Source organism: Bacillus sp. B.PNR1 (assembly GCF_030386235.1).
GTDB lineage: Bacteria > Bacillota > Bacilli > Bacillales > Bacillaceae > Bacillus > Bacillus stercoris.
Genome location: NZ_JANYMN010000001.1, coordinates 1,066,172 through 1,083,342, shown reverse-complemented (window position 1 = coordinate 1,083,342; position 17,171 = coordinate 1,066,172). Strand labels below are relative to the sequence as shown.

The window sequence follows — 17,171 nt, the reverse complement described above, 5'->3', positions numbered from 1 at the left end:
GGTAATCATGTTATGTACTGTTTTTATGTTATGTTTCGGGATGATTCCGCAGTAATCGAATACTTTTTCATTATCATAGATCGAAAACACGTCCTGTACATGGATCTCTTCGATTTTACTTAGTACTAGGTTCTCAGATTCCAATACTGGAAAATGTCCAAACACCGCTTCCACATTCATGTGAGTCTCCCCCGTACTTTTTTTGTTTCTATAAAAATTCAGCGGCTGATCATCATTTTCTGTTTCCAACATCATTTTTTTAAAAAAGACGACTTGGAAAGCCGTCCGTCTCATTTCTTATTTTGTTGTTCGTTTGGAAGTCTTGCTTTCGTTATGAAGCCGGTCTGCTGAGGTGACATAATACGTATATTTCTTGTTAGGATCTGCCGTGTTATCTAAGAAGGTTTGCTGCTCATGTGTTTTTCTTTGCGTTGCCAGCAATGTTTTCTGCTTTTTCCCTTCGGCTCTGTATATCGCATAATAGACTGTTTCTTTCGTTTTTTGATTTGATGGATGGTCTTTAATCTGCAGAAGGTTGACGTTTTTGTTTTCGATGACTTTTGTAAGCTTCGGTTTTTTTGGAGCGGTACTGTCAAGCCAAGGCATTTGCGGAACCAATGCCGGCTTGCTGTAAAGATCAGTGATGAGCCTGTCTTTGATGGCAAGCGGATTTTTGTTGAGGTCTTTGAGGCTGAAATGCATGCTTCCTTTTACCAGCTCATGCTGACGGTTCAACGTGATTTGCCGCACATATTCCTCGGGGTCGGACCAAGGCGGATCAAAATTGTTATTGATTTTATATGCTGCCTGGCCAATATATAAGTGAACAGGCCTATTTTTAACTTCATTGCTCCACCAATCAGCCAGCACGTCGTAAGCCGCTGCGTTAAAGCCGATACTCCAATAAATTTGCGGAGCGATATAATCGATGTCACCTTCTTGGATCCAATGTCTTGTGTCTGCATATAGGTCGTCATAATTTCTGACGCCTGCTTTTGTATTCGATCCGGTCGGGTCATCTGCGGCGTTTCTCCATACGCCAAAGGGACTGATGCCGAATTTGACATACGGTTTTGCAGCTTTAATTGTTTGGTTGATTTGTTTGACAAGCTGGTTCACATTGTCCCGCCGCCAGTCATCAATATTCGAAAAAGCGTGTTTTCCGTATTGTTCATACTGTGCTTGATCAGGAAATTCCTTTCCCGCTATTTTATAAGGATAAAAATAATCATCCATATGAACGGCATCGATATCATAATGTTTTACGACTTCTTCAATGCCTTTAACGATAAAATCTCTCGCTTCTGGAATGCCCGGATGATAATACAGCTGGTTTCCGTATGCGGCAACCCAGTCTGGATGTTTTCTTGCCGGGTGATTTTCAGACAATTTATTAAGATCTGTATGATTCATCGTAATACGGTAAGGATTAAACCACGCGTGAAATTCCAAATTTCGTTTGTGGGTTTCTTCAATCATAAATGCAAGCGGATCATAGCCCGGGTCTTTCCCTTGGACACCTGTTAAGTATTCAGACCAAGGTCCGTAAGCGGATGGATAAAAGGCATCAGCGGTCGGTTTAATCTGAACAATAACGGCATTCATTCCCATTTTTTGCACATCATCCAGCAGTTTGCTATACTCCTGCTTTTGCTTTTCAACCGATAACCCTTTTTTTGACGGCCAATCAATGTTCAATACGGAAGCTATCCATACGGCTCTCAGCTCCCTGTCAGACTGCGCATTGGCCATAAACGGAACGGAGATGACAAACGTTCCGACGATCAAGCTGACAAGGAAACGGACAATCGACTTTTGGCAAACCTTCATTCTGTTTCTTCTCCCCCATTACATCACTTTCACTATTCGCTATTACGGTATTCCCGGGCTATAAAAGGGTGATTAACAGAATGAAGAAATCAGGATTTATGTCTATCTCACTAAATAAACGAAAAAAGTCCTAAAGCATGTTGTGAGCCGCTTTTAGGACTTTTTATCATTCATCATGGTTTGCAGGCTTTTTAACACATCAATGAGTTTTACGCCGACACCGACAGCCGTTTCAAGGATCGCTTGTGCCCCAGCGATGGCTAAAATAAAGATCAGCGGTATAGCAATACGAGGCAAAAAAAGATAGCCAAGTCCGATCAAGATGGCACACCAAACACCGGCACACCAGTAGCAATTGAGCATGTATCCAAAATTAGAAGCCGGCACGCTTTTTTCGTCTACATGCCCGTTTTGATCTACAATCCTTTTCTTTTTCATAAAAGGTTTTCGGATAAATTCTGTGATTTTGTCGAATACAATCAAATGTGTCAGCCTGTAACTGGCTAGAATCAGCATGATAAATGTAAGAAAAGATAGGTGATCCATGGGAAGCCTCCAAGAAAAAGGATGATGTTATCATTCCCTAGTGTCCTTTATCCATTCTTGATACAAACAGAAAGACGGACAGAGAATGCATGCCTCTGTCCGCTAATTCGCTTATCGTTTTTGCAGTATCGCGTTATTTAAAGTGATCTTGTCTATTATGTCGAGGATGATGTCAGCATTCTTTTCAGCATATGTTCCTTCCAGCATGTCTTTATGAGCGCCAAAGCCCGTGTACTCACTGTAGGTTCCACAGGCTCCCTCCCATTTCGTCAAGCCTGTATGCCTGCTGATTTCGGTTTGAATTCCAGCTTCAATGAAATGAATGTTTGCTTTGATGCGCCCTTCATTCAGCAATTGTGCCCAATATGCCTGATAGTTTCTCTTTTTCTTGATCACCTTTTCTCTGACCGCTTCAGGCAGATATGCTGCAGATTCGTCATTTCCTGTATCGATAGGCAAAGACTGTTTTTTGAGATAAGCGTCCACGATAATGAAGTCGCTGACTTCCAATCCTTTGCGCTCCATAGCCTGTGCCACTTCAAAAGCCAGGTTTCCGCCTGCGGAGTAGCCTAATAAAACGTATGGGCCTTCAGGCTGTATGTCCGTGATGCAATTAACATATTGTTCAATGCGGGTGTCGTGTTCTATAAAGTGAAATCCGTAGACAGATGCCTTGTCATTCAGCAATAAAGCAAGGTCTTTGAAATAAATGCCAAATCCTGATATCGGCGGGAAGCAGAACAGGTTTTGCGCGCCGTGCTGGTTCAGTTTGATCACATGCTGTTCATTTGCGTCTGTCAGCTGTTTAGAGTAAAGTGTTTCGGCAAGCTGAGCGATTGTCGGATGTTCGAATAACAAATCAATCGGTATATCAATTTGCTGCTGGTGCTTCAGGGTGTGTATGACCTGCAGTGCTTTTAGTGAATGTCCGCCAAGTGCAAAGAAGTCATCATCAATACTGATTGTGTTGACACCGAGAACATGCTTCCAAATGTTCGCCAATTCTTCCTCAACCAAGTTTCTTGGCAGTATGATGTCCTTCCGTTTGTCAGGCTTATTTTCTGGTATAAGAAGAGCGCTGCGGTCTATTTTTCCGTTTCCGGTCAGCGGCATCCGGTCCACACGCACCCAGTGCTGCGGGATCATATAGTCTGGGAGTACACGCGCCAAATCGGCACGTATCTCCTTTTCTGTTCGTTTCTCATCGCCGACGTAATGAGCGTACAGCTGTCCCTCTCCGTCAATTTCTCTCATTGTCACTGCCGCTTCCTGCACACCTTCCATTTCTAACAGGCGCGCTTCAATTTCGGCGGGCTCAATTCGTTTTCCGCGGATTTTCATTTGCCTGTCAATCCTGCTGATGTATTCTAAGTTTCCATCGGGCAGCCAGCGCGACAGATCACCGGTACGGTATATTCTTTCTCCAGGCAAGAAAGGATGTGGAGAAAAAACAGCATTTGTCAGGTCTTCTCTGTTCAAATAGCCTTTTGCGACTCCATCGCCGCCTACACAAAGCTCGCCGGGAACGCCTATTGGCAAAAGTCGCCCTTTTGCATCTAAGATATAAGCTGTGCTATTGCTGATTGGTTTTCCGATTGGAATTGGTCCTGCATAGTCTCTTTTCATCTTAAAAAAGGTTGAAAATGTCGTGTTTTCCGTAGGCCCGTAAATATTATGAAGCGCGAGATCAGAACAGGCGTGTCTGACAGCATTCATCAGGGCAGGCGAGAGTGCTTCGCCTCCGACATATAACGTATGGAGCCCGCGGAACATGTCTGCTTGTACCTGTGCCAGCTGATTAAAAAGAGCTGTCGTTAAAAATAGCACTGTGATGCCATTTTCAATCAAATACGCCCCAAACCGATCAGGTGATAACAGTGTTGATTTATCAATGATATGAAGACTTGCGCCATTTAATAGCGCACCGAACATTTCAAAGGTGACGGCGTCAAAGCTGATAGATCCAGTCAGAATCAATCGGTCATCAACGGACGCAGACGTGTAATTGCTGTTTTTGACAAGGGACACGACATTGCGATTGGTGATCATGACGCCTTTTGGCCGGCCTGTTGATCCTGAGGTATACATGATGTATGCAAGATCGTCCGGGCTGGAGGTGATATTGATTGGGATATCGTTCTCTTCCATCAATCCCTGCGCATCTGAAATGATACATGTTCCTGAGAACGCAGCGTTTTGCTCCAGTCCCTTTTGAACAATCAGCATTTTTGCTTGCGTTTCCTCAAGCATAAAGCTGACTCGTTCAGGAGGTAGCTCAGCATCAAGTGGGAGGTATGCTCCCCCTGCTTTTAAAACGGCAAGCACACTGATCATGAATTCGGCAGAATGAGCAGCCAATATGCCGGCTGTCTCGTTCTTCCGAAACCCTTTTTGATATAACGCTCTGGCGAGTGAATTAGAGCGTCTATCAAGTTCTTCATACGAAAAAGTCAAATTCCCACACACAAGTGCGATATGGTCTGGCGTCTTTTCTGCTTGTTCTCGAAATAAATCGATAATTGTATGATTCTTTGGATACTCTGTTTTTGTATTGTTGAACTGTGTGACAATCTGCTCTTTTTCTGTTGCATCAAGAAAAGAAAAATCAGCAATAGGAATATCAGGATAATGTGCAGCTGTGCTTAGTGCTTGCGTAAATTGCCTCTTGATACAGCTGATCCAAGCAGCATCGTAAACGAACGCATTATAGCTGAATTTGATGACAAGTTCTTCGCCGGGAGCAACGACAAGATTAAAGTGATATCCTGATTGCTCGGATACTTGTACTTGATCGATTTGCAGCGGTGAATCGGTATGATCAGCGGATTCGGCGATTTTCTGCTGTATCGGATAGTTTTCAAAGACGATAATGTGATCAATCAGTTCCTGTTTTAATGAGGTGTTTGCCTGAATATCAAATAAAGGCTGACAGGTAAACGGCTCAGCTTCCAGCATTTCTTTCTGGCATCGTCTGAGCAGTTCTTGGAACGTTTCGTCTTGCTGTGTTTTAATGCGAACCGGAATGGTATTGATAAACAACCCTATCATTTGCTCCACGCCCGGAATTTCTGACGGTCTGCCTGATACAACCGCACCAAATACAACGTCGTCGGTGCGGTTATATTGCTGGAGCATAACGCCCCAGACGGCCTGAATTAGGGTAGCGAGGGTGACGCCCTGTTGTTTGGCAGTCTCTTTCAGCTTGTCAGTCAGTGACTTACTTAATGAAAATACCAAATCTTCACGTTGATAACCTTCTTTTGTTTCTTCATCAGACACACGAGGCAGCGGTGATGGGCTGCTGTAGTTTTTTAAATATGAATCCCAGTACTCCGCCGCTTTTGCTTTGTCACGGTTTGTCAGCCAGGAAATATAGGTGCTGTACGGACGGACAGGGGCTAAAGAAAGTGTTTTACCTGTACAGATAGATTGATAAATCTGCATAAATTCCTGAAGTACGATGCCAAGGCACCAGCCGTCCATTAAAATGTGATGATGGCTCCAGACACAGACATGCTCCTCTTCAGCTGTTTTGAACAGAGAAATTCGCATCAGCATGTCTTTTTGCAAATCAAAGCCTTTTTGTTTGTCTCTTTCCTTAAAGCATTCAATATACTCATTCTGGTCGTTTGTTGGCAGATGGGAAATGTCTTCACTGCACAAATGAAATTCGCGTTCAGTCATCACGACTTGCCGAGGTCCCGACAAATGCGGGACGTGCGGCAAAAAGACGGTTCTGAAAATGTCATGGCGGTCGATGATGGTTTGAATGCTGCGCTGAAACCATTCATAACTAAGGCTTCCTTTAATGGTGAAGAGCGACTGTTCAACGTATGCCCCCTCCTCTTTACGGAGGAAGGAATGAAAGAGCATTCCCTCCTGCATGTGACTCAGAGGATAAATGTTCTTGATTTTTTTGATGTTATTCATAATGTCTGCACCTTTCTTCACGGATTCATTAGTGAAAACTGAGCATATCAGCAATCTCTTGCAGGGCGTCCTCGGTTAGTTCTTGGTCATCAAAATCACTGATGGTCTTTTCTGTTTCTCTTTTGTTCTGGCAGTGTTCGATCAGCTGTAATAAAAATTGACGGCATGTTTCGCTAAGCTGTTCGATGGTTTTGTGCTCAAAACGGGTAGTGTCATAAGTCATATTTACAGTCATTTTCCCTTCTGCAGCGATTGCACTGATATCCAGTAACTGTTCACGATTCCATGTTGTGCTGATATCATCTCCTGCACCAAGCGGAGAGAATGAGAAGGCGTCCTCTTCAGGTACTTCAGCTGGGCCGCTGCTTTCAAATTGCCCCAGATAATTGAAGCTGATTTCTGGCGTGCCTGTGAAATTGATGTCTTTTTTGTCAGGCGGCGTCAAATATTTGATGACACCGTAGCCGAATCCTTTGTCCGGTACGCGTCTCAGTGTATCTTTTGTTGTTTTTAGCACATGAACCATGTATTCTTCCGAAGCTGGCAAGTCTGTGTTCAGTTTAACCAATAACGGATAAATGGCGGTAAACCATCCAACCGTACGGCTCACATCTATCCCGTCTAATACACCCTCTCGCCCGTGTCCCTCTAATGATAGTTTGAAGGCGGATCGATTGGTCCAATGGTGCAGCGCAAGAATGACAGAAGACAGCAGCATGTCCTGCGTATCAGTGTTATATGCGCTGTTGGCGTCTTTTAAGAGCGCAGCTGTCTCTTTCTCGTTTAAGGTATATGAAATCGTGGACCGTTTTCTCTCGTTTTCTCTGGTTCCGCCGATTTGATCAAAAGGCAGTGCTTCTGTTTGATATTCTTCGGTTTCGCGCCAATACTTAAGCTGTTTCATTAGCTGCTGGCTTTCAGCGTAGTCAGAGAGCTTTTTCGTATACGCTTTAAATGAGCTTGTTTTAGGCGGCAGCTGAATCTCTTCCCCGCCTGCAGCTTGACGATAGCCTAAAGCCAAATCTTCTAACAGCACTCGCCACGAAATACCGTCAACAACGAGGTGATGAGCAGATAAAAATAAGAAATCACCGTCAATTGTGTGAAATAGACCGGCTTGCAGCAGCGGACCATTTTTCAAATCCATTTTCTGCTGAATATCAAGTACATGGGTTTTGATAAGAGGTTCATACGGTCTATTACCATCAGTGCCGTCTGGAGCCGACAAATCAATAATCTGAAGGCCGTACAGCGCGTCGTCCGAATGACTGAGCGGCCGATTATATTGACTCCACTTTCCTTGTTCATTCTGTGTAAATACCATCCGCAGCGCATCATGATGACACGTTATTGCTTTTAACGTTTTACGAAGTGCTTCCTCTTGTACAGAAGTGCTCCGATGCAGCATAACGGACTGATTAAAATGGTGTCTTTCTTTTATCTCTTGAGAAAGAAACCATTTTTGAACAGGCGACCATTGTACGTCTCCCTCAACCGCAGCTTGGCTGGAACTTGTATCTGAATCACGGATATAAGCTGCCAGTTCTTGAATGGTCGGATGGCTAAACAAATCTTTTACTGCCAGTTGCTTTCCTATCCGATGAAGCCGTGCGGATACTTGTAACGCTTTGATCGAATCTCCTCCAAGTTCAAAGAACGAATCAGCAGTTCCGATTTTTTCTGCCCCCAGTACTTCTGTCCATATATCCACCAGTATTTGTTCCATCTTGCTGGCTGGCGCGAGGAATGGACGTTCAGCTCCGCTCTTCGATACGGGTTTCGGAAGTGCTCTGCGATCCAGCTTACCGTTAGGCGACAATGGAAGTGCATCCAGTTTTTCAATAAACGCAGGGTGCATAAACACCGGCAGCTTGTTTTGTAATTCTGAGCGTACAGTATTTGCGCTCAACTCTGGTTTTGTCACAACATAAGCGCTTAATTCGGTTTGTCCTGACGCTGTTACATGAGCAACTACTGCGGCGTCTTGTACACCGTTTATACAACGGATGACCGATTCAATTTCTTTCGTTTCTACACGGTATCCTCTAATTTTGACTTGATCATCGATTCTTCCCAGATATTCGAGTGTTCCGTCGGCCATCCATCTGGCGGCGTCTCCTGTTCGGTACATTCGTGTTTCAGGTTTGAATGGGTTCTTTGTGAAGGCTCTCTCTGTCTGTTCCGGAAGATTGACGTACCCCCTTGCAAGCCCTGTTCCAGCTATACAAAGTTCTCCCGCAACACCGATTGGCTGAAGCTGATGACTGCTATTTAAAATCAGTACTTGAGTCCCGTTAATCGGCTGGCCGATGCTTACGTATGTCTGCTTTTCCATATGTCTCATGACGGTAGTCGCCACGCTGTTTTCTGTAGGCCCATATTCGTTGGCGAGTTCGGTATGCGGACAAATGGCCAAGCTGCGGTGAATCAATTCGTGGTCAGCTGCTTCTCCCGCTAGTGTGACGACTCTAAGTGTCTTTACATCTGGCGGCTGCACTACGTCCAAAAGCGCTCGATATAAAACAGGCACAATAATCATATGTGTAATCCGGTGACGAGACAGCTGATGCTTAATGGCCAGAATGTCCTTTGCTTCCTCTTCATGAAGCAGAACTGCTTTTGCACCTGACAAAAGCGGTGTGAACATACTAGTTAAAAAGCCGTCAAATGAGAAAGAAAAGAGCTGCAGGATGGTATCTGTCTCGTTGAATGCATAAGCGTTTCGCCGCCACAGAAGCGTGTTGGCAATCCCTTTATGCTCGACCATCACCCCTTTTGGACGGCCCGTCGTTCCTGAAGTATAAATGATATAAGCCAAATGATGGGCAGACGACACTTGCGGCAGCGGCGATTTGTCATAAGCCTCCGCGCTCTCTATCGTCAAGACCTCTCCTTCAAAATCAGCAAGTTCTCCCCAATCCGCTTCATTTACTGTCATTAGCAGTTTCGTTCCGCTGTCGCTTAGGATATAGCGTTTCCGTTCCGCCGGGTATGCAGGATCAATGGGCACGTAACAGCCTCCAGCTTTCCACACACCAAGTATGGCTGCCACCATACTAAACGAACGATGCACCATGATGCCTACTGGTGTGTCCGGTTTAACACCTCTGCTGCGTAATGTGTGTGCGATTCCATTGGACCACTCGTCTAGCTCCTGATAAGTCAGTGTTTTGTCTCCGCTGACAAGTGCAGACGCTTTTGGTGTTCGCGCAGCTTGCTGTTCAAACAATTGACTGATGGTTTGTATTTCGTACTGATTCGCTTTCCCGGTGTTAAACTCATTGAGCAGCTGGTTCCGCTCTTCTTGTGTCAGGACGTCGATATGGTTGAGTGTCACCTCCGGGTGTTTGCCGATGATGCGAAGTATATTTGTCAAGTGCGACGCCCAGCGTTCAATGGTGGTTTTCTCAAACAGTGCTGTTGAATATTCAAAAAGGAAATGGATGTTTCCGTCACCTTCAGATGCTTGTAATGTTAAATCGAACTTAGACACGAGATGAGAAACTTGTGCCGGCTTCATTTGCAAATCATGCAGTTGCAATGGCTCGTAATCATTATTTTGGACAACTAGCATGGCATCAAACAGCGGGTTTCTGCTCATATCCCTTGTCAATTCAAGTTTATCGACAAGCTCTTCGAACGGATAATCCTGATGCTCGTAGGCTTCCAATGCTGTCTCGCGTACTTCCTGCAAATACTGTACAAACGGCTTCCCGCCCTCCGGGCGTGCCCGAAGCGCCAGCGTGTTCACAAACATGCCGAGTATCGGCTCCAGATCCTTGTGCGGCCGGCCGGCAATTGGCGAGCCGACGATGATATCTTCCTGTCCGCTTAAGCGTGACAATAACGCTGTGTAGGCCGCAAGGAGCACCATGTACAGTGTGCTTCCGTTCTCCCGTGCCAGCTTGTGAAGCCCTGATGCCGCTTCTTGATCAAGCGTAAAGGAGACCTTGTCACCCGCAAAGCTTCGCACCGGCGGGCGGGGTTGATCAGCCGGGAGATCCAGCACCGGCAGCTCGCCCTCGAGCTGCTTCAGCCAGTACGCCTCCTGCGTTTTGTACGTGTCTCCTGTTTTGAATCCTTCTTGCCATACGGCGTAGTCTTTATATTGAATATGAAGCGCCGGAAGGGCCCGGTTGTTGTACAGCTCTCCGAATTCCCGAATCAGAATGTTGACGGAAACACCGTCTGAAATGATGTGATGCATATCAACCAGCAAAAGGTGCCGCTCATCAGATATCTTTACGATTTGGGCACGGAACAGCGGCGCTTGGCTGAGATCAAACGGCTTGATAAACGCGGCTGCGGCCTCCTGTTCAGTTTGGTCGCCGAGACCTGTCGTCTGTAATGTGAACGGCACCTCGTCATGGATGCGCTGCACCGGCTCGCCGCCTCCATCCTGTTCAAAGGAGGTCCGCAGCGACTCGTGGCGCTTGACCAGCTCTTTGAAAGCCCTGTCCAGCCTTTCGGGATTAAGCTTCCCTTCCAGCTCCAACACCGCCGGCATATTGTAGCCTGTCCCTCCGTCCTCCAGCTGCTGAAGGACATAAATCCGTTTTTGGGCAGATGAAACCGGATAGGTCTCACGCTGTTCCGTCGGCTTTATTGCTTCATATGGACTGTCCGTTCCTTCACGGATAACAGAAGCCAGCCCTTCTATCGTCGGATGGGCAAACACATCTTTCAGCGGCACCTGTACATCGAATTCTTTTGAGATTCGGGAGACAAGCGCCGTTGCTTTTAAGGAATGTCCTCCGCGGTCAAAAAAGTTGTCGTGAATCCCGACAGGGCCGTTTTTCAGGACGTCCTCCCACAGCTGGGCAAGCTTCATCTCGGTCACATTTCTTGGCGCTGTGTAGGTCTCTGCATCTGCCGCTCCGTTAGGAGCTGGCAGGGCGTTCCGGTCCAGCTTTCCGCTTGGCGTAACCGGCCACTGTTCCATCTCGATCATATGGGCTGGGATCATGTAGCCCGGCAGCCGTCTCTCAAGCTGCGCCCGCACTTTGTTTCTCGGGAGTCCTTCTATATAAGCGCATAATTCCGGCTCGCCGCTGTCTGTCCGTACGGTAACGGCCGCTTGCCTTATGCCTTCTATGCTTCTAAGCGCCGCTTCAATTTCTCCGGGCTCAACCCGGTAGCCGCGGATTTTCACCTGATCATCCGTGCGGCCGAGGAATTCCATATTCCCGTCAGGGAGCCAGCGGGCTATATCCCCTGTTTTGTACATGCGTTCCCCCGGGTAAAACGGGTCCTCAAGAAAACGCTCCTCCGTTAAGGCCGGCCGATTCAAATAGCCTCTGGCCACACCCGCTCCGGCAATGTACAGTTCACCGATACATCCGGCAGGCAGCATCCGCTGCTTCTGATTGAGAATATACAATCTGACATGGTGAACAGGTTTGCCAATAGGAATTCGTTCAAGTTTTTCATGCATCGGACAATCAAAGAATGAAGCTTCTACAGTTGCCTCTGTTGGCCCGTAGGAATTGGTTAATGCAACATTTGGAAGCAACTCGCTAAATCGGGAGACGAGATGGGCCCCCAGCTGCTCTCCACCGGAAAACACCCGCTTGAGTCCGTTTGGCTTCTTCATCGGTACAGAGCGATTTTTTATATGTTCTAAAAAGGCATGTAGCATTGAAGGCACAAAATGCATAGCTGTGATCTCTTGTTCTTCTATGGCCTTTGCGATCACTTCAGGTTCTTTTTCGCCTCCCAGAGGAAGCAGATAAACAGAAGCACCGGCATAAGGCCACCAAAACAGCTCCCATATTGAAGCGTCGAATGAATAAGATGTTTTATGCATAATCACATCTGATTGCTTCAGTTGATAACGGGACTGAAGGGAATTCAAAAAATTCACCGCTGATCGATGTTCAACTTCAACGCCCTTAGGCATCCCGGTAGAGCCGGATGTATAGATGACATAGGCTAAAGATTGCGGGAGAACGTTAACATTCGGATTGGACAAACGATGTTTCAGCCCGTTATTTGTCCGATTGAGATAAAGAATCTCTCCTGCAAATGCCGGAACATGAAGGCCGTCAGACTGAAGCAAGAGAATGTTTGTACCGCTGTCTTTGAGCAGAAAGCTGATTCGTTCTTCCGGATAATCCGGGTCAATGGGCAGATATGCGCCGCCCGCTTTAAGAATGCCATAAATGCCAATCAGCATTTCAGGCGAACGCCTTCCCATAATGGCAACTGTTGTTTCAGATTTTACTCCCCGTCCAATCAGCTCCCAGGCGATACGGTTAGCCTGTTCATTCAATTCTTTATAGGTCATCGCTCCAGCTTCAAAGATAACGGCTGTCTGATCAGGCGTTTTTGCTGCCTGCATTTCGAGTGCATGGTGGAGAGTTTGATTCATCGGATAGCCCGTCTCCTGAACCGGATGGCATGATTCAATGAACTCTCTCTCTTCTCCTATTGTTAAGATTGGAATGTTGTCCAATTCTGTTTCAGGACTGACAGATGTATGTTCCACAAGCGTGGTGAAAAGATCGGCCCACCTTTGGATGGTCGCTTTCTCAAACAAAGCTGTACTGTATTCAAACTGACAGAAAAGTTCGGAATTGTGTTCTGTAACATACAAGGAAATATCGAATTTTGATATTGGATGATGCGAGTCCTTCCATTGAAGCTGTATATCTTTCATTTTCAGCTTTTGCTGTTCCATATTCTGAAGGACAAGCGTTGTGTCAAACAGTGGATTCCGGCTCATTTCCCGCTGCACGCCGAGTTTATCCACGAGCTCTTCAAACGGATAATCCTGATGCTCGTACGCTTCCAGTGCCGTTTGTCTGACTTCTTTCAGAAATTCTTCAAATGTCTTATGACCGGCCGGGCGTGTGCGGAGAGCCAATGTATTGACGAACATCCCAAGAACAGCTTCAAGGTCGGCATGGGGCCGTCCGGCGATAGGTGAACCAATTACGATATCATCCTGAGCACTTAACCGTGATAAAAAAGCTGAATACAAAGCGAGCAGTGTCATGTAAAGTGTGCTGCTGTTTTTATGGGCGAGCTGTTTTATCCGGGACGTGAGCTCTTTATCCATTTGAAAGGTTACTTTTCCGCCAGCGAATTGCCGTTCTGCCGGACGGCGTTTATCTGTAGGAAGCTCTAGTACAGGGAGGTCTCCGCTAAACTGCTGCAGCCAGTAAGTCTCCTGCTTTTGATACGAGTCTCCCTTTTTAAAAAGCTGCTGCCAGACGGCGTAATCTTTATACTGGATCCGCAGCGGCTTAAGCTGCCGTTTTGCATAAAGATCGGTGAATTCTCGGATTAGGAGCTGAACGGATACGCCATCTGAAATAATATGGTGCATATCCACCAGCAATACATGCTTCTCGTTCGACACTTTTACAAGACCCGCTCTAAATAACGGCGCCTGGCTGAGATCAAAGGGACGAACAAATCTCTCGATATCGGTCTCTCTGCTTAATTCAAACGGTACCTCGGTGTGAATACGCTGAACAGGCTCGCCATCTGCCCCGGATACAAAGGAAGTTCGAAGAGGCTCATGCCGACTGATCAGTTCTTTACATACAGCAGACAGGTTAGCGACATCCAGTGTCCCTTCCAGTTCTAAGACCGCAGGCATATTATAGGCGACACCCTCATCAAGCTGCTGAAGCACATAGATCCGTTTTTGAGCGGAAGATACAGGATATGCCGCCCTTTCTTCTGCCGGTTCAATTGCTGCATACGGATTTTCTTCTGCATTTCGAATGATTGAAGCTAACCCTTCCACTGTCGGATAGGCAAAAATGTCCTTAAGCGGAACTTGCACATGAAATTCCTTTGCAATCCGTGACATCAGCACTGTTGCTTTTAGAGAGTGGCCGCCATGATCAAAAAAATTGTCTTGGATGCCTATAGAGCCATTCTTCAGCACATCTTCAAATAGTTGTGAAAGCTTTGCCTCTAACAGATTACGAGGGGCAGTATATGGATTTCCGCTGATCGAAGCATCTGGCTCTGGAAGTGCTGATTGATCTACTTTGCCATTTGGGGTAAGAGGTATGCTGTCAACCCATACCCATTTCGCCGGAATCATGTATTCTGGCAGCTCACTAGCCATATAGCTGCGTAAATCTATTGCATTCAGATTTTGTACACTGCAATAGTAAGCGCATAATTCATATTCACCGTTTTCATCTTGTCTGATGAGAATGGCAGCCTCTTTTATGTCCGGATGATTCATTAACGTGACTTCGATTTCTTGCGGCTCAATTCGATAACCCCTAATTTTCACTTGATTGTCTGCCCGTCCGATATATTCGATGTTGCCGTCTTCAAGCCGTCTGGCCAAATCACCTGTACGGTACATGATCGCACCAGGCCTGAATGGGTCGGATGAAAATTTGTCGCGTGTCAGTTTATCGTGATTGACATAACCTCTGGCAACACTTGCGCCGGAAATATAGAGTTCACCAGGTACGCCGCAGGGCTGCAGCTGTTTTTGGTGATTTAAAATATATAGATCAGTACAGCCTATCGGTTTACCGATTGGCGGAAACTCCGGAATAGGGCCTCCCGGATGAATGGTATACGTAGATACGACATGAGTCTCTGAAGGTCCGTAATGATTGTGCAGGTGCAGGCCGCGCTCACGCAATACGTCCTGAAAAAGCTCTGAAATTATTAATTGTTCCCCGGCTGCAATCAAGTGTTTGACGCCATAAGGAAACGAGTTCGCCAGTTGCTGTTCGCTGAAAATCATTTTGATAAAAGCAGTTGGGAGAAACACAATATTCGTCTGTTGCTTGTTTATAAATGCAAACAGCTGAGGCACATCTCTTTTTATGGATTCTGGCACGATGTGCAGTGTGCCGCCTTTCAGAAGCGCAGAAAATATTTCTTGATAGCAGACGTCAAAGGCAGGTGTCGCAAATTGCAGAACATCTGCTTCGAAATCAATGCCAGAGTGTGCATATTCGAACTTCAGCAAGTTAGCCATGTTTCGATGCTCAAATTGAACACCCTTTGGTTTACCTGTTGTACCTGACGTATAAATGATATACAGCAGATCGTCAGCATTATTGACTGACTTCATGTTACTGCCGTCTTCTTTGCTTTCGATATCTTCTGCATGAGTGATAATGTAATTGTTTTCTAACGATGAGGAGAGATGCGCTTGTGAAACAACATGCGAACAGCCGCAGTCATTTAGAATATAACGGATTCTGTCAGCTGGATAATACGGATCAATCGGAACAATAGCGCCGCCTGCCTTTAAGATTCCAAGAACACCTGTGATAAACGCCGCTGAGCGTTCCATCATAATCGCAACGGGCTCCTGTCTCGCAACACCCTTCATTCGTAAATGCCGCGCCAATCTGTTAGCCGATTTATTCAGTTCTTTGTATGTTAACGAGCAGGCTTGATCAATTACCGCATAAGCATCCGGCGTCTTTTCTGCTTGTGTTTCAAACATGGCATGGATGGTTTCGTAAACTGGTGTTCGATCTGCGATTTCTCCAATCAGCTGCCGCTTTTCAGTGTCTGTCGTAATCTCGATTTCGCCAGGTGAAAGATTCGGATTGTGTAAGATTTGCGATACAACATTCAGAAGATGCTCCTTGACAGAAAGCACAAAAGACCGATCATGCTGCTCAGCATCATAGCTCATTTTTATATGGATTTCTTCTCCTGGCGCTACCATAAGATAAAAGCTGTAGTTGGTTTCATCTGCGACAGCGAAGTTATGAATCTGAAAAAGATCTGAAGCATGGTCCTGTTTGTTGAGCATTTGAATCTCTTGCTGCACCGGATAGTTTTCAAATACGAGAATATGGTCAATCAGCCCTTGCTTAACCGCTGAACGGGCTTGAATCTCATATAAAGGATGGTAGCTGTATGCTTCAGCGGCAAGTCGGTCTTTTTGCATATCTTTTATGAGCTGTAGAAATGGTGTTTTTGCCCCCTGCACCCGAACCGGTATCGTGTTAATGAAAAGACCTACCATTTGTTCAATGCCTTCGATTTCGGCGGGTCTTCCAGACATGACAGAACCGAATACGGCGTCATCATGATTATTATATTTTTGAAGCAGAATGCCCCAAATGGTATGGAAAATCGTACTGAGTGTCACTTCTTCTCTTGCTGCAAGCTCCGAAAGCCTGCTGCTTTCTTTCTTAGAGAATGAAAACGTAACGTGTTCCTGCCTGCTTCTCCCTTTTGTTTTTTTCTGCTTTGGGAGCATGGTTTGCTGTTCATAGCCGGAAAGGTAATGATCCCAATATGAAACCGCCTGCTCTTTGTCTTGCTCCATCAGCCATTTGATATACCTTCCGTATGGCTGAACCGGCTCTAGTGATATAGCGGATTCATTTACATAAGATGCATAAATATGAAGAAACTCCTTTAACACAATGCTGAGGCACCAGCCGTCCATCATGATGTGATGAAAGGTCCAAATACAAGTGTATTGGCCCTCTCCTGTTTGAATCAGAGTGATGCGCATGAGCAGATCTTTTTGCAAGTGAAACCCTTGAGCGCGGTCTTTTTCTTTCAATTGTTCGATAAACTGTGATTGCTTCTCTTTGTTTAAATGCGTAATGTCTTTTTCCTGCACGACGACATTGCGTTCTCTCAGGACAACCTGCTGGGGAGAGGAAACATTTTGACTGATAAAAATCGTCCTGAAAATATCGTGTCTTGCGACAAGAGCATTGATGCTGTTTTGAAAATACTGCGGATTGACTTTTCCTGCTATTGTAAAAGAAGCTTGCTCAACATATGCCTGTGAATCTTTTTGCAGGAGGGAATGGAAAAGCATCCCTTCCTGCATGTAAGACAGCGGATAAATATCCTGAATTGAATTCGATTTTGTCATGTTCATGTCTCCCTGTCACGAT

At 45.8% G+C, this 17,171-nt stretch carries 4 protein-coding genes and 1 pseudogene; all 5 read right to left on the bottom strand.

The window, feature by feature from the left end:
- Nucleotides 1–3: 3 nt before the first annotated feature.
- A pseudogene (locus NZD81_RS05840) lies at nucleotides 4–180 on the bottom strand (GNAT family N-acetyltransferase); the annotation flags it as partial.
- Between the two features lie 117 nt (nucleotides 181–297).
- Nucleotides 298–1,830, bottom strand: a complete 1,533-nt coding sequence (locus tag NZD81_RS05835) for a glycoside hydrolase family 10-like protein (RefSeq protein WP_282372228.1) — start codon at nucleotides 1,828–1,830, stop codon at nucleotides 298–300.
- Nucleotides 1,831–1,983: 153 nt separating this feature from the next.
- Entirely contained in the window at nucleotides 1,984–2,376 is a 393-nt protein-coding gene (locus NZD81_RS05830; RefSeq protein WP_014476970.1) for a DUF1360 domain-containing protein, read from the bottom strand.
- A gap of 111 nt (nucleotides 2,377–2,487) precedes the next feature.
- On the bottom strand, nucleotides 2,488–6,327 hold the full coding sequence (locus NZD81_RS05825) for a non-ribosomal peptide synthetase (protein WP_282374346.1): 3,840 nt from the start codon (nucleotides 6,325–6,327) through the stop codon (nucleotides 2,488–2,490).
- 7 nt (nucleotides 6,328–6,334) lie between these two features.
- Nucleotides 6,335–17,149: a non-ribosomal peptide synthetase gene (locus NZD81_RS05820; RefSeq protein WP_282372230.1), complete on the bottom strand. Its 10,815-nt coding sequence runs from the start codon at nucleotides 17,147–17,149 to the stop codon at nucleotides 6,335–6,337.
- Nucleotides 17,150–17,171 lie beyond the last annotated feature (22 nt).